A 20,063-nucleotide genomic window follows, 5' to 3' on the forward strand; every position below is an offset into this window, starting at 1 on the left:
GCCTCTTGTCAGATCACGATGGGGAGGGCGCTCACAGCGGCGCACTGCGCCTGACGCTGCAACCGAAAGCCGGTGCATCCAAGTCGATTGCGTGCAGTTGCCGTCGTCTGACTTGACTGCCTCCCGGTCGAGGCTGCGTCGACCGACCGTGACCCTGCGACCCGCAGGTCAGGCAGAAACGCCCAGCGCAGACTCGAATCCTGCGGGGACGATGATGTGTTCGCGGTTGACCTCCTGGACCCTGCTGCAGCTCAGCCCCATCAGCGTCGAATCGATGCCCATGCGTAGCAGATCCAGCACGTTCTCCACTCCGGCCTGGCCGTTGGCCGCCAGGCCCCACAGGTAGGCGCGCCCGATCATCACCGCGCGCGCACCCAAGGCGAGTGCTTTGACCACATCACTACCTCGGCGCACGCCGCCGTCGAGAAGGACTTCGACCTCGTGGCCTACCGCGTCTGCGACAGGACCCAGAGCGCGGATCGTCGCCGGCGTTCCGTCGAGGTTGTTCCCACCGTGGTTGGACACCGAGATGGCAGAGGCGCCGATGTCGACAGCCCGCCTGGCGTCGTCGATACGGGTGATTCCCTTGACCATGAACGGTCCATCCCACTGCTCGCGTAGCCATCGAAGGTCATCCCACGTGGGCGGCGGGGTGTTCATCCACTGACCGTAGGCTTCGAAGAAGGTTGGCGCGGGGGCGTTTTTGCCATTGATGTTCGGGACAGTCAGATCCGGGATGGTGACCTTTCCCCCGCGCACCCAGCGCAGCGCATACGGCGGCCGCACCGCAATCTCGGGTGCGAGCTTCATCAGTGCCCTCAGATTGACCCGCTCGGGTATTTCGGGGCTGCCCCAGTCGCGGCCGACGTTGAAAACCCAGTCGGTGGTGACGATCAATCCTGTTGCGCCGGCTTGCTTGGCGCGCACGGCCCTGGCCAGAATCTCATCGCGCGATCCCACCCAATAGAGTTGGAAGAGCGTCTTGTCGTTGGCCGCAACCACCTCCTCGATCGGCTTGGACGCGAAGCTTGAGAGCCCCATGGCGATCCCGCGCGCAGCGGCGGCGCGGGCCACCGCGACCTCGCCGTCGGGATCGACAGCCTGAACTCCGGTGGGGGAGATCAAAACCGGCATGGAAAGGTGTTGATCCAATACCGTCGTGGTTAGATCGCGTTGGGCCTGAACACCGATCACGTGTGGTGCGAATCCGAGTTCGGCGAAGGCTTTTTCGTTGTCATTGACAGTAACGCCAGCCTGGGTTCCGGCGATCAAGGCGGAGTATACCGAGCGCGGCAGTCTGCGTTTCGCGCGGCGCTGAGCTTCGCCGACGGTTTCGAACCATGGATTTGCCATGACTAGAGGTCCTTCTTTGCGGTGGGGTTTGAGATCAGATCTTGGTGGCGCCGTGATCGACGGCGATCTGGGCGCCGGTCATCGTCCGCGACTCGTCGCTGGCCAGGAATACCACGACATTGGCGATGTCGTCGGGCTCGGAGATCGCCGGATCGAACCAGTACTGTCCCATCGCCGCGGCGTAGGAAGGGTTGTCGGAGAAGATTTTCTGCATTTCGGTCCCCTGTTGACCCATGGCCGTGTTCACCGCCCACGGGTGCACGGTGTTGACCCGGATGCGATACGGGGCGAGTTCGATGGCGGCCGACTTGGCCAGCCCCACGACCCCGTGCTTGGCGGCGCTGTAGTGGGCTTGCCCCGGTAGCGACTTGATTCCGGCGACCGAGCTGGTGGCAATGACCGACCCACCGTTACCGGCTTCTATCATCGCCGGCGCGGCTGCGCGCAACGTGTTATAGACCCCGGTCAGATTGATATCGATCATGTCCTGCCACCTTTGTGGGCTCATCTCCCAAAACCGGCCCCAACTAACGATCCCTGCGTTGGCCACGACAATGTCCAATCGCCCGAGTTCTGCAACACCCTCGCGCACAAGGCTTTCCAACGCGGCAAGGTCCCGTACGTCGGCAACCGAATGAACAACCCGCTGACCGGTCTTCTCCACCAGCCGAGCGGTTTCGGCGAGGTCTTCGACAGTGGCTGGCGGGTAGTCGGTCTCGGTGGCCCGGGCGCACACGTCGGTGATGATCACATCGGCGCCCTCCTGGGCGAGCTTGACCGCCTCGGCTCGACCCTGCCCGCGCGCCGCACCTGTAACGAGAGCGACCTTGCCAATTACCCGGTTCATGGGTGCCTCCTCCTGTTGTCATCTGATGCCTGACGCCTCGACGCCAGGGTTCTTGCATCCGGCCACGTTGCAGGTCCGCACCCACCAACCGCAGCAACTTCACATTACGCCATCATGGCAGAAAATGTCATGTTGGCGTAATGTGTGTATCATCACTGCATGATGGAGTTGGGTGACTTACGGCGTCGCCGACGGCAGGCCACCGAATTAGAGATCTCGACAGTCGCTTTGGCGTTGTTCGCCGCCAACGGCTTCGACAACACCACCATCGACGCCGTCGCCGTCGCCGCGGGCGTATCCGTGCGCACCTTCCATCGGTACTTCCGCACGAAAGCTGACGCGATCGCGCCCATCCTGGACACCATGTGGAGGACCTGCATTCAAGCTTTCGCTGACACCGATCCAGACGCCCCTTTGGTCGAGAACCTCATCGCCGCCTTCGCGCAAGCGGCAGAGGGCGAGTACTCCGAGCGGTATCGCGAGTTTCTCGTCACACTGCCCAACTCACCCGAACTCGAACCGACCTGGCTGCGGATCCACGCCGACTCTCAACGCGCGTTGCGGCCATTGCTGGCCGCGCGCCTGGGACTTCAGCCAGACTCGCCGACCGCTGATTTCCTGTCATCAGTGGTGATCAGCGCATTCCGGGTTGCGCTGCAGGCGCATCACGACGATCCGAAGATCTCCGAATTCGTCCTCGCTCGCCAATTCCTATCGGTCTTGCATCCCTATCTGTAAGCGGACCTGCCCGACGGTGCGCTGAGATCCCGACAAGCGGGCCGTGCCGGTGCGGCTGGATCGAGCACCCGACCTGCGCGACAATGCCTACGTCGCGCTGTTCCTCGCGTCCAATGAATCGGCGTACATGTCTAGTCGCGTACTCCATTCCGCCGACGGCGGCCAATTCGTGCGCACCTCGATCATGTTTCCCGCCGGCCTCGGCCAATCTGAAGACATCACCGCCGGCGCCCTGCCGGACGATCTCCGCGAAACGATCGATCGCTAACCGATCCGATCCACGTCGGTCAACAACCCGATGGCAAAAGCACTACCAATTCGCCTGAAAAGAAACACCTTTAGACCTAGATCTGGCATGCAGAAAGCGAGCCTGATCGCGGCCCTGACACTGAGCTCACGCGACGCCGACTACTTATACAGCGCATAACGGCCCTAGCAACCTACGGACGCCGCATAGATCCTCGCCCGCCAATTTCGGGTGACCCGTAATGGCTAAGGCGCTGTCACTCGGACGCGCGCGTCTTGCGCCGGAGCGCGGCGGGCCGGCGCGCGGCAAGTTGGACCCGCAGACCTTCGATGATGGTGTCGATTCCGTAGTTGAAGAAGTCGGCGCCGTGCAGGCCGGCAAGATGGGGTACCAACGCCGCCAACGTGTCCTCGAGATCGGCGGTGTTGAGGTCGTCGCCAAGCCCAACCACCTGGTACCGACCAAAGAGGTAGGTGTGAATCATCGCGTACGAGAGGAACACATCGGGGCCCTCGAAACCAGCGCTGAGCAGAATCTCGATGATGCCGTTCATGAGGCGTCGGTCGGTTCGGCGCATGCGCTCCAACAGGATCGCCGCAATCGCGGGATAACTGTGCAACTGTGTATCGATGTCTTGGATGACGGCGCGGATTCGCACATCCCACGGGCCAGACTCTGGATCAGGCAGTTCGACCCTCGACAACAACCTGCCCGCAACGAGGTCCAGCAACTCTTGTTTATCCGACGTACCAGTATGCGGCCATCGCAGATCGCTTGAGCTGACGCGACAGCCGACGCATCGACAGCGCCTCCAAGCCTTCGTCGCGGATAACCTGAAGCGCCGCCTCGACGATCTGCTCCTCAGTCAGGGCCGGCGGCTTGCTACGTGACGGCCCCTCGCCGCCCGAGCGGGGGTAGCAGCACTGCGAACTATGGCACGTCTCCAATCGGTGTTTCACCGCAACCTCAGTAGCTGAATGGTAATGGTAAAGCGCCGCGATGCAGACGCCACCACGCGACAACGCATTCGCTGTGGGTCCTAATGGGAGCCGACCCCCATCACCACCGCACCACCACTTAGTGCCACCAACACCCGCCCGCACCGTCGATGCGGCCCCCCACACCTGTTTGCTCCACTGCGGTTTACAGCGACCGAAGATCCTCGCGCGCTGCGCGACGTTACCGACACCCTCCGTCGTGCCCATGGGATACCCCCCCGTCGATGTGGCCCTCCCAACCGCCGGTCAACCCAACCCAGATGGGCGCCTTGGCCACCTGCACCCGCTGACTCAATCCATCCACGTCCTAGCTGCGCCACTTCATCCCAACGAGTTCGGCGACGTCGGCCAGATACGCCCGTTGAGTACCGATGCCGCCGTCAACGCTGATGACCTGCCCTGCGCCTCGATGGTCTGGTACACGCCGGTGAGCATGACGTCGATGGCATCACGAAACGCCGAGAGTTGTTGCGACGGTTCGCCAATACTGGGCATGATCCCGGCATTGGCCAAGAAGAAGTCCAGCCGTCCCAATTCATCAACTCCCCGATCGATCAGCGTCGTCAACTGATCCCCATCGCGAACGTCGGCCTGTCCGGCCACGATCCGGCGCCCGGCCTTCTCGACCAGCCGGGTAGTCTCGTCCAGATCCTCAGGGGCCAAGATTTAGGATGAGATTAATGCGATCAACCACCCCATATATTAGGTATAACGTGTAGGAATCGGCTGTTGCTTTGAGTATCAGCTTATTGGGTTCATGGGTCAGTCGCCGATCACGCCGGGCGACCATCGGATGCCCGCACCGATGGAGGTCAGGTGAAACGCAAGATTCTCGAGCCCGCACACGATGAGTTCCGCAACACCGCACGCTCGTGGTTCGAACCTCCCGTGTGCCGCATACCGAGGAGTCGTAGCAACGCGGCCACGTCGACCGAGAAGTAGGCAAGCTAAATCTGCTGGGCTGGGAGATGCCCGCGAAGTACGGGGGTGCCGACATCGTCGATTTCCGCTTCAACGCGTCATCGCCGAGGAGTTCTGGCTCACCGGCGCCGTGGGCTGGGCATCGCTCTGCAGAACGATATCGTGTCAGGCTACCTACGCGATCTCGCCACCGCAGCAGTCCCGCATCAGGCATATAGTACACTCTTTATTGGCCCGTTGGCCGTGGCCCACGGACGATTACCGCAAGCCCCGTGGGCCGAAACGCCGAGAATAATGCCGTTTCGCGGCCCGCCGGCCGCCGATGAGCGCATTCGACCACGAGCACGGATGGGAGCCAGCACCGCAATGAGCAGACTCAAGGGACAGGTGGCCATCGTGACCGGCGCCGGCCAGGGCATCGGCCGAGGGATCGCCGTGCGATTGGCCGCCGAGGGCGCATCGGTGTGCGCGGCGAGCCGCACGCACTCCCGGGTGGCCGACGTCGTCGAGCAGATCACCGCCTCCGGTGGGACGGCGATCGCCATCGGCTGCGACGTGTCCGACATCGACGCGCTGAAGGGCGTTATCGACCGCACCGTGTCCGAATTCGGCTCACCGACCATCTTGGTCAACAACGCTCAGAGCGGGGTGAGCGCGGGAGTACCGGTCCCGTTGGAGGACACCACCAGTGACATGGTGCAATCGGCGATGAATGGCGGGCTGTTCCCCACCTTCCATGCCATGCAAATGTGCTTGCCGTACATGAAGCAGACCGGCGGCACCATCGTGAACATGGCGTCGTCCACTGGCGTCGACGGCGACCCGGGGTTCTCCGCGTACGGCACCAACAAGGAAGCGATCCGCGGGCTCACAAAGCACGCTGCCAAGGAATGGGGCCGCTACGGGATCACGGTCAACGTCTTGTGCCCTGCCGCCCTGACGGAGAACGTGGCGAAATACGCCGAGCAGCATTCCCGCTGGTTCGATGGTGTGCTGAAGAAGGTCCCACTTGGACGGCTCGGCGACTCCGAAACCGACATCGCACCGGTCATCGTGTCTTTGGCCACCGATCTGCGCTACGTCACAGGGGCCACCCTCATGGTCGACGGTGGCCGCACCCTGCTCCGCTGAGCGCCCCGATAGCTAGCCAACCGCGGAGGACACCGCATGCGGACATACGACCGACTATTCATCGACGGACAGTGGCTCAAGCCGCACACCGACACCCACGTCGAGGTTCACTCACCCGCCACCGAATTGCCAATCGGCCAAGTGCCGCTGGCCGCTGTCGCTGACGTCGATCGCGCGGTGCGCGCGGCCCGGGCGGCCCACGAAAGTCGTGAGTGGCTCGACCTTGGGCCCGCCGAGCGCGGCGAGCGCCTCGCCCGATTGGCCAAAGCGCTCAAGGCGCGCGGTGACGAACTGGCCGAACTCATCTCCGACGAGGTGGGCAGCCCGCGCGCCTGGGCCGCCAATGCCCAAGTCGGCTCGGCGATCGGCGTACTTCGCGTGCATCAACGGCTCGCCACCACCTATCCATGGCGGGAGACACGCCCGGCATTGACCGGCGGGACCGTGCTGGTCCGACGTGAGCCGGTCGGTGTCGTCGCCGCCGTAGTCCCATGGAACGCACCACTATTCACCACCGCACTCAAGATCGCGCCGGCGTTGCTGGCCGGCTGCCCGGTGGTACTCAAGCCGTCGCTGGAGGCCCCCCTGTCGCTGTTCGTGCTCGCTGAAACCGCCGAACAAGCGGGAATCCCGCGGGGCATCCTCAACGTCGTCCCCGCCGACGACTCCGTCAGCGCACATCTGGTGGCTCACCCGGAAATCGACAAGGTCAGCTTCACCGGATCGACGGCAGTGGGCCGCCGGATAGCGGAGGCCTGCGGCCGCGACCTGCGCCGCCTCACCCTGGAACTCGGCGGCAAGTCCGCCGCCATCGTCACCGACGATGCCGAAATCTCCGAGGCGCTGATCGACGCGCTAGTGCTCGGCGCGATGGCCGGTAGCGGCCAAGTATGTACGTCGTTGTCCCGCATACTGATTCCCGGCACACGGTATGACGAAATGGTCCGCGCGCTCGCCGACCGTGTCCGGTCCCTTCGCGTCGGAGATCCGGCGGATCGCGCCACCGAAATCGGCCCCGTCATCTCGGCACAGGCACTGCAACGGATCGAAGCCACCGTCGAGCAGGGCGCAAAGACCGCCCGACTCGTCGCCGGCGGACGCCGACCGGCGGACCTGACCACCGGCCACTACTTCGAGCCGACGTTGTTCGCCGACGTCGACACCACGTCCGCGCTGGCCCGTAACGAGATCTTCGGCCCGGTGGCGCTTGCTATCGAATACTCCGACGACGACGAGGCCGTCCGGATCGCCAATGACACGCCCTACGGTTTGGCGGCCAGCGTATGGACCTCCGACCCGACCCGCGCCGAACGCCTCGCTGCCCGGCTACGAGCCGGTTCAGTCGCCGTAAACTCCTCAGCCCCAATCGATCTAGGTAGTCCCTTCGGCGGCTTCAAAGAATCAGGCATCGGCCGCGAAGGTGGCCCCGAGGGCGTCACCGGCTTCATCGAATACCAATCGATCCTGCTAGGCGGGACCGACGAATGACCCGAACCCACGACCGTCCGACCGACAAAAGGTAGCGCGCGATGGCATCCGTTGACAGCACACCCACAATTGACCTCGACGACCTGAGCTGGTGGACCAGACCGGCCAACGAGCGAGACGCCGCGTTCGCATGGCTACGCGCCAACGAACCCCGCCCGTACTGTCCAGAGCGCGACACGCAAGGCAACCCGCGCGGCGGCGGCTTTTGGGCGTTGACGCGCTACGACGACATCCGGGAGGTAAGCCGCCGCGCCGGAGACTTCTGCTCGGGGCAAGGCACGCTCATCTTCGATCAGTCGCAGGCCATGCTCGAGTACCGCAGTTCGGTGATCACTATGGACGACCCCGAGCACACCCGCGTACGAAAGATCGTCTCCCGCGGCTTCACTCCCCGCTCGCTCGAGCGCGTGCGCGCCGACGTCGATCAACAGAGCCGGGCCATCCTCGATAGCGTGCGCGAGCGTGGTGCATGCGACTTCGTCACCGAAGTTGCGGCCCTGCTTCCGCTCCGCATCGTCAACGACATGATGGGGGTTCCGCGCAGCTATGAACGGCGCATATTCGACCTCACCAACATCATCATGGGCGCAAGCGATCCTGAATACGTCCCCGACCAGAGTCCGCGAGCGGTCGGCTCGGCCATCTACGCCGCCAGCGACGAACTCGCCGCGCTGCTAGCAGAACTCGCCAACGATCGGATCAACAATCCCCGTGACGATGTGATCACCGCACTTGTCGCGGCGCGCAATGAGGACAACCTAAGCCCCCAGGAACTTGCCGCGTTTTTCATCCTGCTCATCACCGCAGGCAACGAGACCACCCGTAACGCAATCGCGCACGGCATGCACGCCTTGACGTTGTTTCCCGATCAGCGGGCGCTGTGGCTGTCGGATCCCCAGACCCATACCAAGGCTGCGGTCGAAGAAATCGTCCGGTGGGCCTCGCCGGTCTTGCACATGCGGCGCACGGTCACCCGCGACGGTGTAATGCTCGGCGACCAGGTATTTGAGCGCGGAGACAAAGTAGTGCTCTGGTACCGCTCGGGCAATCAGGACGAAACCTACTTCGAACGCGGCACGGAATTCGACATCACCCGAAAGCAAATCGCGCACTTGGGATTCGGCGCCCCCGGACCTCACTACTGCCTGGGCGCGAACCTGGCCCGACTCGAGCTTTCCATCTTCTTCCTCAAGCTCTTCTCCACGCTGCCAGATATCCGCACGGTGGGCGAGCCGGACTACCTGCGGGCCAACTTCGTGCACGGGATCAAGCACCTACAGGTCGAGTACATGCCGAGCTGACCGCGAGTGACCGGTGAGAAGCCGAGCGCCTGCGCGCCGGCCGATCGATACTGGGCGTGCGCGGCGGCTGTCGGTCCACGCAGCAACCGATCGAGCGGCGCGCAGATCGTCTGCACGTCCTGGGCCACCATGTCTTGCGGCATTCCACCGATCGAGGTCCAGAGAAACAGCGTTTCACACCGACGTCGATATGAGTTCGATGGCCTGCGACGCGCCGGCGTGCGGCGCAACGAGGAACCGCAGCTGCGCTGCCCTGACCGCTACAGGCCCACCGTCGTCGAACCGGCGACTTGCACCGCAGTCTAAGCAGACTACTCATTTAGGGGCCGTCCGGCGACCGGACAGCGGTCGTGGCGGCTCTCGCGCAGCGCCACTTGACAGCGTATAGTTGTTGTCGACGATGGATTGAGACCCCGATCCGTGCTGGCGAGCTGGTTGCCTCAGCTTCGAACAGAGAAGGGACATGATGACGAAACTCTGGGCCAATTCCGGTGACTCGCACTTCCTGGAGCCCGACGAATTATGGCGGGACAACTTGCCGCCTCACCTTGCCGAACGCGTACCAAGGTCCGTCAAGGATCCCGACGGCGAGTGGGAGACTGTCCATATCGACAGTATGGCGTTCCGGCGCAAACTTCCCACCAGTGCCGCACGCAAGTTTATGGAGATGACCGTCGGCGCTCCGGGCGGCAAGGACGTGTCGGTGCGCATTAACGACCTGGACAACGAGGGCGTGTGGGGCGAGGTCGTCTACCCTTCACTTGGGTTGTGGTGCTCGTCGTTCCGCAGCCCAGAACTGCTGCGTGAGGCTTTGCGGGTCAGCAACGACTGGGCGTACGAAACCCTGGAGAAAGCCAGCCCGCGGCTGGTCACCGTCGGTCAAGTGTCCACACTCGACGTCGGCGACGCGGTCAAGGAACTGGAGCGCATCGCCGAGATGGGCTACCGCGCGGTCTTCCTGCCGACCCTGCCTCATCCCATGCAGAAGGATTACAACTATCCCGAGTGGGAACCGTTCTGGGACGCATGCGATGCCGCGAACATGGTCATCGCTTTCCATATCGGCAGCGAGCCCGTCGATCTGAGTGACAAGACACGGAACCCTGGCCAGAAGTACCGCGGTCCAGGCGGCGCCGTCCTCAACTACACCGAGACGACGTTCGAAGGCCAGCGGGCGGTCATGAAGCTGGTCGCGTCCGGCGCACTGGACAAGCGACCGAACCTCAAGGTGTTGGTCTCCGAAGGCGGCGCCACATGGGTTCCGTTCATCGCCGACCGCATGGAGGAAGGCTACCGTCAGCACCACATGGCGGTGCGGCCCAAGCTCGAGCGTCCGATCCGCGAGCAGATCTTCAGCCAGGTGTACGCCTCGTTCCAGCACGACAAAAGCGCGGTCGCGGCCGCGACCTACATGGGCTACCACAACGTCATGTGGGGCAGCGACTACCCCCACATGGAGGGGACGTTCGGCCACACGCAGGAGACTCTGCACGAGTTGTTCGACGACGCCGATCCGAAGGTGGCCGAGCGGGTCATGCGCGGCACGTTCTACGAACTGTTCCCCGATGTGCCGCAGGTTCCCGTCGAGGAGCCCGTGGGTGCCGGCGCCTGATGTCCGACAATGTCCTGCACGATTCGCCGAGGGAGTTCCTATCCGACGCGGTGTCCTCGGGTGAATGCGACGTGCAGTCCGTCATTCCGCTCGACGATGGGACTTACTCTTGCGGCTGCTCGTGTAAGGACTGGGTGATGACCGCCGAAAGCCTGCAGGCCGGGCTCGAGCTGGCCCGCAAACACACCGCCGAGACCGCGGCCGCCAAAGCGGTCTCGGCCAGGGCAGGCGGTTAGGTCTGCCGGTCTGTTGACGAGATGAAGCGCCGGCCGGAGATTCCGGCCGGCGCTTTGTTGCCGCGCGAGGTCAGCGCAGGGTGATACGAGCGCCGCCCGACGTCGATGTCACTTCACCCGCCACGCCAGTAGGCTGCCGGTCGAACCGCGTCGCGCGTGGTCCCACCGTGGACACGACAAGCTGTCCATCGACGCTCTCGACCGCCCACTCCTCCTCGTCGTACTGCAATCCCGCACGATCAGGCGCGGTGACGGCCACGGCCGGACCCAACCGGACGTACAAACCCGCCTCGATGCCGAGGTCGTTGAGCACCGGCAGCGCCTCCGGCCTGGCCAAGATGGTGCCAACGGAGCCGAGCCGAACGGCGGCATCGGTGAGTTGCCGCATGGCTGTGACCGTTTCGGCACTCAAACCGATCACCATTTCGGTGTTCAGCCGGCGGATGTACATCTCCGAACGACGCGCGTCCCAGTTCCACGGTTCGGCGTTCGAATGCACCGCGCCCGCCACGCCAGCACCGACGCGAAACGCATCAATCCACGGCGTCTCGGATGGGGTGGCCGTCACCAGAACGTGACTGCCCTTGCCGATGCCGTGACCGCGTAAGACCTGCGCAGCCCAGGCACTGTCGCGTGCGAAATCGTCTTCGCTGACGGTGAAGTCGATGACATCGTCACCTACCTTGTAGCGCCCGATCCAAGCGATTCCTGGCCGCTGAAGCTTTGCAGCCCTGGCGATGGTCGATTGTTGGCTCATGACTTCGCAATCCTCGGAATCTTGGCCGCCGACGAGGCACGGGCGACGATTTCCTTCTCCTCGAGCAATTCGACGGTCGGGGAGATACCGACCGCTTCGGCCAAGCCTGCGCAGATCCGCTCACGCAGTTCGCCGGTGTCCTTGGTCAAATCCGGTGCATAACCCACACGCAAGTGCAGCTCATCCACCTCTTTCTGCGGCCGGATGATTTGGAACAGCGCCGAGCGGGTCTCGTCGAATTGCTCGATAACCGCCCATACTTCCAGCGGCATGACCGATTTGCCCCGTACGATCGTCAGGTCGCCCGCCCGCCCCAGCGGCCAGAACCGGGCATGAGTACGACCGCATTCGCAGTGCTGCCTGTTCACTCGCACCAGATCCTCAGCGCGATAGCGGATCAACGGCGCAACGACGTTATCGAGGTCGGTCGTGACCAATTCGCCGACCTCCCCTTCGATCACCGACTCGTTCTGGTCGGGGACGAGGTCCTCCACCAACACGGTGTCCTCGTGGACGTGGTATCCGTCGTGCTGCTTGCATTCCCACGCGGTTCCGGTGTCGCCGGCGCTCGTCCACAGCACCAGGTCGGTGTCCCATTCCTCCCTGACGGTCTGCTGCATGCGCGACCCCATCGGCTCACCGGCGAAGGTCATGAACTTCAGCGGAGCCAACGCCTCACGCATGTCGCGGTGATGACTGAGACGCTCGAGTTCCGAAATCAGCGGCCCCACAACATGGACCTGCCTGACGTCGTACCGCTTGATGGCGTCCAGCACCGCATCCCATTGGCCAAACCAGCTGTCGATGGCGATCGGGACGACACCGAGTATTCGGTGCTCGTGGCAGGACGCACCGCGAAACGTCGCCGACCCGGTGATCGCGTGATCGCCCGGGCGCAGGCCGTGCTCCCAAAGTGCCCGTACCCAACCCACCATCAGCGGGATGTACTCGTCATATTGCTCGTTGAAGAACGTCGGGTCACCGGTGGTCCCCGAACTCGACGCGATCGACGTCAAATCGGCCGGGTCGACGCACAGGATCCCTCCATACGGGTCGCCGGTCTTCTCCCGGTAATCGCGGATCATGTCCTTATTGATGAACGGGATTCGCTCCTTGAAATCCTGCAACGACCGGATGTCGGCTGGCTTGACCCCCGCTTCATCCCAGTGCATGCGGTAGAAGTCCGACCGCTCGTAAACATACGGAATCAGCTCGAGAACGCGTTGCTCCTGCAGTTGTTCGAGTTCCGGCCGCGGCATGGCCTCTATTTCAGGTTCGAACAGATCTTCTTTACTCATCGGTCTCCGGGGATTCGCCGTCGATAGTTAAACAGTATACTCATTCTGCATACCACATCATGGCTTGAGCAGCCGGGCGAGTCAAGGCGCTCCGGCGCTGACATCGCACCCGCTGCTGCCGCTTCCCGCGCGCATTACCGTGGCTGGAGAATGGATTCGGTGCGCTGACGCCGACGGCCTGTTAGACCCCGAGCAGCCCTCGTTTGAGATCGAGCTCGAGTCCGGAGGGTTCGCGGGCAACGACATCGGACAATCCAAATCGGCGACGGATCAATCGCGCATTGGCCGGGGTATATTCGCGCCAACACCTGCACGGCCGCCAACGGATACCCCACACCGGGGTCTAGCCATGTCATGCCTTCTCGGACAAAGCTTTTCGCAGCTCAACGCGGCGAATCTTGCCCGACGACGTCAACGGCATGGCTTCGATAGGAATCCACTTTTTGGGCACCTTGAACGAGGCGAGCCGCTCCCGGCCGTACTCCATCAACCGTGCCTCGTCCATGTCGTAACCGGGATTGAGCAGGACAAATCCCACAGGCACCTCACCCCAACGGACGTCGGGTTGACCGACCACCGCCACGGCAGCCACCGATTCATGCGTGGACAACACAGCCTCGACCTCATCCGGGTAAATGTTCTCGCCGCCGCGAATGATTACGTCTCGCGCGCGCCCGTGCGACGTCACGTACCCGTTTTCGTCCATCGCTCCGAGATCCCCTGTGTGCAGCCATCCGTCGTCGTCGACGACCTCGGCGGTCGCCTCAGGTTGGCCAAGGTAGCCGACCATGCGCATGTCCGAACGGGTACAAATCTCCCCCACCACACCGTCGCGAGCCGTACGGCCGTTGGGCAGGGCGATGCGTACGTCGCGGCCTGCCAACGGTCGTCCCAGCGATGTCGCCTTTAGCTCAGGCGGGTCGTCGCGGCTCGATTGCAAAAACGCCGGGGCTTCGCTCTGCCCATAGCTGACAATGCACTCCACGCCGAACCGCGATTCGACCGTGCGGATCGTCTCCGGCGGAACGTAGGCGCCTCCCCCCATGACGGTGCGTAGGGAGGGTAATTGATCCGGGCTGAAGCCGGGCCGCTCGAGCAGGTCGTAGAGGATGGTCGGCACCGCCGCCACGACGGTCGCCGCGGTGTTCTTGACGAAGGCGATCAGTTGATCGACGTCGTAACGTGCCAAGGTGCCGAACGACGAACCGGCGGCAAGCACACCCAGCACAATCGCCACCGAACCGCCGACGTGGTGCAACGGCGCCGCGGTCACCAGGATGTCATCGGCGGTATGCCCCCAGCCCCCTACCCACAGTGCCCCCGCGTTGACCGATGCAGCGTGGTCGAGCACCGCGCCCTTTGGTCGTCCCGTCGTGCCGGAGGTGTACTGAATGATGAAGGGCGCCTTGGGATCGACGGTGGGCAAGGAGTGGGTGCCGTCGGTCGATCCCGCCCATTCGACCAACTCCAGGACTTGCGGGCGCGCCGCGCATGAGCCCGCCGCCGACCGCAGGGAGTCGATGACGCCTCGTCCACGGAACTCGTTCACCGCCAGCACGACACGGCTGTCGGTCATGCTGAGGATGTGAACGAACTCGTCTTCACGCATCGCGGGATTCATCGGCACCAGCACCACACCCGCGAGGGCGCAGGCGTACTCGAGCAATACCCACTCGATCGAATTGGGGCCACAGACCGCGACCGCCTCGCCTGGTTCGACGAATTCGAGCAGTCCCCGGGCCATCCTGCACGCGTCGCGATAGACGTCGGCGTACGTCAAAGCGGTGATCGTGTCGCCGGCGGCCGACCAGTACAGCGCAACCCGGCCCGCATCGTGGCGCGCGCGGTGTTGCAGTAATGCACCAACGGACTCGTCGATCCAGGGGAAGTCGGGATCACGCAGCCACAACGACAGACCGTCGACCTTGCCCATCGCTACCTCCAGCAATCTGTCATCACCCACTGATACGGCACTATATTCGGCACGTATACGGGTGGCGAAAATAGTGTCCTAGATTGCGCTTCTGCGGCTCGCTTGCGTTCCTCTCAACATCAACAGGGTCGACCTGCAGGCGCCCAATCCGGCCGATAGACCGCGGCAGCGCTGACCGAAGGAATCCTCTCAATACCGCGGTTTACCTCGGTTTTTAACCATTCTTGAGACCGGCTCAGCTGGCCGCGACGCGGCGCTGTAGACCTCACCCTGGTGCGAATATCCGGGTGCCCGGCACCGACGGGAACAGGGTTCGAATAAAGTGCTCTTTGTTGTACGCTCGATGAGCGGTTGACCAACGTTCACCTACGATCTGGTCTCGCCAGCATGCGACAGGAGACCCACATGGCGCTCGTACAAGACGCCGTCGGCGAATTGCCCTACCGTCGGGGCGTTTGGGTGAGCTTCGACCGACACAGCTACGAGGCGTCCGGACGCGAAGTGCCGCTGGCCGGCGACCCGCGTGGTGAGAGCCCGCCGACTTCTACGAGCGTGTGGCCGGTGTGCCCCAGGGCGAAAGATGCGCCCACTGGCGTCACCGGTTGCGACATGCTCGACGTCCGTTAGAAACGACCACGGTACTTATCGAGAGATCAAACATCAGGAGATCAAAGAATATGGAGACCAAACTCGAGCCGTTCGATTTCCGGCTCTCGGAATACGGCAAGGCGACCGAATATGTCCAGCCTCCACAGCCGTATCTCGCACAAAAGGTCGCCGATCTTCGGTACGAGCGTGTCGAAGAGGGTGTCGTCTATCTCTACCGGCACGACGACATCATCAAAATCAATCGACACCCCAAGGTCCTTGGCGTTGGTGGCCGCGGACCGGCATTCGGGGTTCCCATGCCACTGATCCCACTCGAGATCGACGGCGACGACCACGCCAAGTGGCGGCGCATCCTCGATCCGATGTTCACGCCCAAGCAGGTGGCACGTCTCGAGGATGCGGTGCGCCAGCTGGCCGGTGAGCTCGTCGACGGGTTCGCAGGAGACGACATCGTGGACATCACCCAGCGCTATTGCGTGCCGCTGCCCTGTCTGACATTTCTGCAATTGTTCGGTGCTCCCACAAAGGATCTCGATTTCTTCCTGCAATTCATGAAGGACATCCTTCATCCCACCGGAAAGACCGCCGAAGAGAACCAGGAGATCGGGGCTGCCGCCGGCATGCGCCTGGTCACCTACTTCACCGAGCACCTCGCCAATCGTCGCGCCACCGAGCCCCGCGATGACGTCCTGGGCATCCTGCTGGAGACCGAGATTGACGGCGAACGGTTAAACGACATGGAGCTGATGAACATCATCACGCTGATGATGTTCGCCGGCCTCGACACGGTGACATCGTCACTTTCGCTGATGCTCGACTGGCTCGCTCGGCATCCCGACGAACGCGCCCGGGTCATCGCCGATACGTCGCTGATTCGCGGATTGGTTGAGGAACTACTGCGCTACGAGTCGCCGGTGCCTGTCGGCACGCGCTACCCGACCGAGGACGTTGACCTCGGTGACGGCCTCGTGATCAAGGCCGGCGAGGCCATCCTCGCATCGTGGGCGACAGCGAACCTCGATGCGTCGGTGCACGACGATCCCTTGCGTATCAACATCGATCGGCCGCGTCATCAGCACATCGCTTTCGCCAGCGGCACGCATCGTTGTCTGGGCTCCAACCTCGCCCGCATGGAGCTCAAGATCGCGATCGAAGAACTGCACAAGCGCTTGCCACACTATGAGCTCGCGCCTGGCGAAGACGTCCGATACGTTAACCTGCCGGTGCGCAGCGCGGAGTACCTGCCCCTCAAATTCCTGAACGGCTGAACGGCGGTCCCCGGCCGCAGCTCAAGAAGTACGGAGGGGCGGCCCGCCGCTCGTTGGCAGGCGCCTATTGACTGCGGGTACCGCCGCCGGGGTAGCCACCGCCACCGAACTTCTGGTCCAACAGCGCATAGTCCTTGCCGCCGGTGACCAAACGTGGGAGCGCGTCGAGGAATTCGACGAATTTTGGTTTCTTGTACGACGCAATGCGCGCCTTGCAGTGGGCGATGACGTCTTCTGCCGTGACCGTGTGTCCCGGTTCAACGACGATGATCGCCTTGACCGATTGCACGTACTGGGCATCCGGCACACCAATGATGGCCGCTTCCTTGACCGCATCGATTTCCTCGATGCACCGCTCGACTTCCGCGGGATAGATGTTCTCGACACCGGACTTGATCATCTGTGTCTTGGGTCCGATGAAGTTGATGATGCCGCCTTCGTCCCGCAATCCGAGGTCGTTGGTTCGCCAGCCGCCACTGCGGGTGCGTTCGGCATTGATCTGCGGCCTGTTCCAGTACCCGGCGTGAACCATCGGACCGTCGAACGTGATCTCGCCGACTTCGCCCTGCGGCACCTCGCGACCGTCTTCGTCCAGGATGTAGACGCGCGTCCACGGCGATGGACGCCCAGCCGTCGAAACCCCTGCCTTACCGCCGTATCCGGCGAAGCAGTTGAATCCCGTCGCCTCGGTCTGACCGTATCCACCACGGAAGAACGCCGACGTGTCGGGCGAGACCATGTCGACCCAGCCGGGCACTGGAAACGGCGACCGGAAGCTCGTTAAGTCGTGCGCGCCATCGGCGTTGAGTTCGACGATCTTCTCGATGGTGGGGGGGAGCACGAATCCCGACACACAACGCTCGCGGCTGATCGCCTCCATCACATACTGCGGCTCGGCTCGTGCGATGAATACATTCGTTCCGCCGATGTGAAAGGTGGCCACTGTGAACATGAGGCTGCCAATGTGAAACAGCGGTCCGCAGTTCAAATACACGTATTCCGAAGTGATCTCGGCGAGATAGAAGAGGTTCGCGTCCTGCGTTAGCAGCCCGAGCTGGGTGATCATTGAACCGTTGGGGCGACCACCGAAAGCCGCCGTATACATCACCACGACCGGCAATGCCGGATCGACATCGCCGAACGAGGAGTTCGGTTCGTTCGCTGCGAGCAAACGCTCGTAGCCGTCTTCGCCATCGCCGTCGTGCTGAACCCACAGCGCTTCGCCGCCGACCTTGGTGCGGGCCTCCTTCGACACGTCGCCGGTGATGTCCTCCTGCCAGACCACGACCTTGGGGTCGAGATCTTCGATCACGAACACGAACTCGTCGACGGACTGCCGCCAGTTCACCGGGCATGTCATCGCGCCCAGCCTCGCGCTTGCCAAAATCAACTCGAGCAACCGGTGACAGTTCTGGCCCAGCCACAGCAGCCGATCGCCCTCGCCGACGCCGGCATTCTTAAGGCAACCCGCCAGCCGGTCGACCCGTTCCCGCAGTTGGCGATAGGTGTAGCGGTGTTCGCCACATACGGTGGCGACCTTGTCGGGATAGGTGCGACTGTTCTGATCCAGAACATCACCCAACGTCAACCGATACATATGACACTCCTCATGGATCAGGCCTTCGGCGCGACTTTGGAGCGGACGGAAAGTGCGCATCGCGGGAATCTATTAAGTATCCTTAATCGGGAGGATAGCATGCGCCCGGATTTCGCCGAAGAAAGCGGGATCAAGCACTGGTTAGCGCGGGATCCACCGCGACGGGCCGGCTAGCAGTACGCTCTGTGCAACTCACCGACCGCATGGAGCACACTCAATGACTTCGCCTAGCTATGACTTCGCCTAGCTTGCCGCCGGCCGACACGACCGGCGCACCGGGCTCGAGGGGCAAGCTGGCCCAGTTGACCGCCAAACGCATCGAAGCCGACATTATCCGCCGACGGTGGCCCGTCGGTGCCCTACTCGGCTCCGAGGCCGAACTACGCGAACACTACGGGGTCAGTCGGGCCGTGCTGCGCGAAGCCATCCGCCTCACCGAGCATCACCAGGCCGCCACAATGCGTCGCGGCCCCGCGGGCGGATTGGTGGTCCGAGCCCCCGAGCCCAGCGGCGCCACCCAAGCGATGGTCATCTATCTGGAAAGCGTTGGCACCAACCTCGAAGACCTCATCGGAGCGCGGCTCCTGCTCGAGCCGCTGGCCGTGGCACTGGCCATTGAGCGCGTCGACGAGCAAGGCATCGAACATCTGCGTGCGGTCTTGGCGGCAGACGATTCCGACCTGCCCCACCGCGGCAAGTCCGGCCACGTCGTACACGTCGCGATCGGGGAGCGATCGGGCAATCCCGCAGTCGCGTTGTTCATCGAGATTCTCGCTCAGCTCACTGAGCGCTACTCGAAGGTGACCAACGGCCGCGAGCATGCCGCGACCTCGGCGGCGATCGGCCACGACGGCGTCAACGCCCATCGCGCGGTCGTCGAAGCGATCATCGGTGGCGACGTGGCGCGCGCCCAATTCGCCATGCGGAACCACCTTGAGGCCCTGGGCGCTTGGTTAGCCGATCAGGCGAAGCTGCTGTCGTATCACGCACGCCCCTCGGCCTTCGACAATGTCATCAGCGGCGACAAGCTGGCCGAGGTTGTAGCAGAACGGATTCGACAAGACATCCGTCAAGCCGACGGACGAGTCGGCGATGTACTGGGCTCGGAAACCATCCTGCAAGACCGCTACGCCGTAAGCCGCTCGGTGCTGCGCGAAGCCATCCGCTTGCTCGAATATCACTCCATCGCCCAGATGCGAAGGGGACCTGGTGGCGGACTCGTGGTGTCGGCACCCGACGCCGAGGCGAGCGTGGAGACGATGAGCTTATACCTTGACTACCGCCACATCGAGGTCCGCGATCTGCTCGGGGTGCAGGAGTCCATTGAGCTGGGCTGTATAGACAATGTCGCGGCGCGTATCAACGAACCCGGCGTGGCCGACCGGTTGCGCGGATCGCTGTTGATCGACGAGCACACACCGGAATCCGACGTGCTGGAAGCCGCCCGGTTATTCCACGCCGAGCTCGCCGACCTCAGCGGCAACCCGATTCTTGAACTCTTCCTCAAGGTGCTGCTGGAGCTGTGGGTACGTCACAGCGCCGCGCTTCCGGTGAAAAACCCCGCCGCCGGGCCCCGCGCCCCGGAGCTGGCCGCCGTGCACGCCGCGATCGTCGACGCGTTGCTGGCCAACGACTCCGGCCTGGCCAAGAACCGACTGCGCCGCTACCTCCGTGCACTCGGCGACTGGTGGCAAGCCTGATCCTGGCGCTTCAGACCCGCCGATCGGGC

At 63.3% G+C, this 20,063-nt stretch carries 18 protein-coding genes; 10 read left to right on the top strand and 8 right to left on the bottom strand.

Annotated features, from left to right (window positions below; translation table 11 throughout):
* Positions 1-168: 168 nt before the first annotated feature.
* Positions 169-1,353, bottom strand: a complete 1,185-nt coding sequence (mftD, locus tag G6N51_RS07795; RefSeq protein ID WP_083169297.1) for a pre-mycofactocin synthase MftD — start codon at positions 1,351-1,353, stop codon at positions 169-171.
* 34 nt (positions 1,354-1,387) lie between these two features.
* Entirely contained in the window at positions 1,388-2,200 is an 813-nt protein-coding gene (locus G6N51_RS07800; protein WP_083169299.1) for a mycofactocin-coupled SDR family oxidoreductase, read from the bottom strand.
* Between the two features lie 159 nt (positions 2,201-2,359).
* On the opposite strand from G6N51_RS07800, the gene G6N51_RS07805 reads away from it, so the two are divergent.
* Both G6N51_RS07805 and G6N51_RS07810 read left to right on the top strand, forming a co-directional pair.
* A complete protein-coding gene (locus G6N51_RS07805) occupies positions 2,360-2,938 on the top strand; it encodes a TetR family transcriptional regulator (protein WP_083169301.1) in 579 nt (192 codons plus the stop codon).
* Positions 2,939-2,981: 43 nt separating this feature from the next.
* On the top strand, positions 2,982-3,206 hold the full coding sequence (locus G6N51_RS07810) for a hypothetical protein (RefSeq protein WP_083169303.1): 225 nt from the start codon (positions 2,982-2,984) through the stop codon (positions 3,204-3,206).
* Positions 3,207-3,441: 235 nt separating this feature from the next.
* On the opposite strand, the gene G6N51_RS29115 is transcribed toward G6N51_RS07810, so the two are convergent.
* Positions 3,442-3,738 (bottom strand): hypothetical protein, encoded by a 297-nt coding sequence (locus tag G6N51_RS29115; RefSeq protein WP_232078267.1) that lies wholly within the window; start codon positions 3,736-3,738, stop codon positions 3,442-3,444.
* Positions 3,739-4,504: 766 nt separating this feature from the next.
* Positions 4,505-4,846 (bottom strand): SDR family oxidoreductase, encoded by a 342-nt coding sequence (locus G6N51_RS07820; protein WP_372510060.1) that lies wholly within the window; start codon positions 4,844-4,846, stop codon positions 4,505-4,507.
* 624 nt (positions 4,847-5,470) lie between these two features.
* On the opposite strand from G6N51_RS07820, the gene G6N51_RS07825 reads away from it, so the two are divergent.
* The 5 genes from G6N51_RS07825 (at position 5,471) to G6N51_RS07845 (ending at position 10,872) form a co-directional block, all read left to right on the top strand.
* Entirely contained in the window at positions 5,471-6,235 is a 765-nt protein-coding gene (locus G6N51_RS07825) for an SDR family NAD(P)-dependent oxidoreductase (RefSeq protein ID WP_083169307.1), read from the top strand.
* A gap of 36 nt (positions 6,236-6,271) precedes the next feature.
* Positions 6,272-7,723, top strand: coding sequence for an aldehyde dehydrogenase (locus G6N51_RS07830; protein WP_083169309.1), 1,452 nt, complete (start codon positions 6,272-6,274; stop codon positions 7,721-7,723).
* A gap of 41 nt (positions 7,724-7,764) precedes the next feature.
* Complete coding sequence (locus G6N51_RS07835; protein WP_083169311.1) at positions 7,765-9,024, top strand: cytochrome P450; 1,260 nt, start codon at positions 7,765-7,767, stop codon at positions 9,022-9,024.
* 466 nt (positions 9,025-9,490) lie between these two features.
* Positions 9,491-10,636 carry an amidohydrolase family protein gene (locus G6N51_RS07840; RefSeq protein WP_083169630.1) on the top strand — a complete coding sequence of 382 codons (1,146 nt, stop codon included), beginning with the start codon at positions 9,491-9,493 and terminating at the stop codon, positions 10,634-10,636.
* Entirely contained in the window at positions 10,636-10,872 is a 237-nt protein-coding gene (locus G6N51_RS07845; protein WP_067926447.1) for a hypothetical protein, read from the top strand. Before G6N51_RS07840 ends, G6N51_RS07845 begins: the two co-directional genes overlap by 1 nt.
* 70 nt (positions 10,873-10,942) lie before the next feature.
* Here the strand turns inward: G6N51_RS07845 and G6N51_RS07850 are convergent, their stop codons facing one another.
* The 3 genes from G6N51_RS07850 to G6N51_RS07860 all read right to left on the bottom strand — a co-directional run bounded on the left by G6N51_RS07850 (position 10,943) and on the right by G6N51_RS07860 (position 14,890).
* Positions 10,943-11,629 (bottom strand): hypothetical protein, encoded by a 687-nt coding sequence (locus G6N51_RS07850; protein ID WP_083169315.1) that lies wholly within the window; start codon positions 11,627-11,629, stop codon positions 10,943-10,945.
* Positions 11,626-12,927: a phenylacetate--CoA ligase family protein gene (locus G6N51_RS07855; RefSeq protein ID WP_083169317.1), complete on the bottom strand. Its 1,302-nt coding sequence runs from the start codon at positions 12,925-12,927 to the stop codon at positions 11,626-11,628. Before G6N51_RS07855 ends, G6N51_RS07850 begins: the two co-directional genes overlap by 4 nt.
* Positions 12,928-13,279: 352 nt before the next feature.
* Entirely contained in the window at positions 13,280-14,890 is a 1,611-nt protein-coding gene (locus tag G6N51_RS07860) for a class I adenylate-forming enzyme family protein (RefSeq protein WP_142274846.1), read from the bottom strand.
* Between the two features lie 375 nt (positions 14,891-15,265).
* Between G6N51_RS07860 and G6N51_RS07865 the strand changes: the two genes are divergently transcribed.
* Positions 15,266-15,487: a hypothetical protein gene (locus G6N51_RS07865; RefSeq protein ID WP_142274847.1), complete on the top strand. Its 222-nt coding sequence runs from the start codon at positions 15,266-15,268 to the stop codon at positions 15,485-15,487.
* A 50-nt stretch (positions 15,488-15,537) separates the two neighbouring features.
* Positions 15,538-16,737, top strand: coding sequence for a cytochrome P450 (locus tag G6N51_RS07870; RefSeq protein ID WP_083169321.1), 1,200 nt, complete (start codon positions 15,538-15,540; stop codon positions 16,735-16,737).
* A gap of 64 nt (positions 16,738-16,801) precedes the next feature.
* On the opposite strand, the gene G6N51_RS07875 is transcribed toward G6N51_RS07870, so the two are convergent.
* Complete coding sequence (locus G6N51_RS07875; protein WP_232078269.1) at positions 16,802-18,394, bottom strand: AMP-binding protein; 1,593 nt, start codon at positions 18,392-18,394, stop codon at positions 16,802-16,804.
* A gap of 173 nt (positions 18,395-18,567) precedes the next feature.
* On the opposite strand from G6N51_RS07875, the gene G6N51_RS07880 reads away from it, so the two are divergent.
* Positions 18,568-20,034: a FadR/GntR family transcriptional regulator gene (locus G6N51_RS07880; protein WP_083169325.1), complete on the top strand. Its 1,467-nt coding sequence runs from the start codon at positions 18,568-18,570 to the stop codon at positions 20,032-20,034.
* Positions 20,035-20,063: the final 29 nt, after the last annotated feature.

This window comes from Mycobacterium paraseoulense, from assembly GCF_010731655.1.
GTDB classification, from domain to species: domain Bacteria; phylum Actinomycetota; class Actinomycetes; order Mycobacteriales; family Mycobacteriaceae; genus Mycobacterium; species Mycobacterium paraseoulense.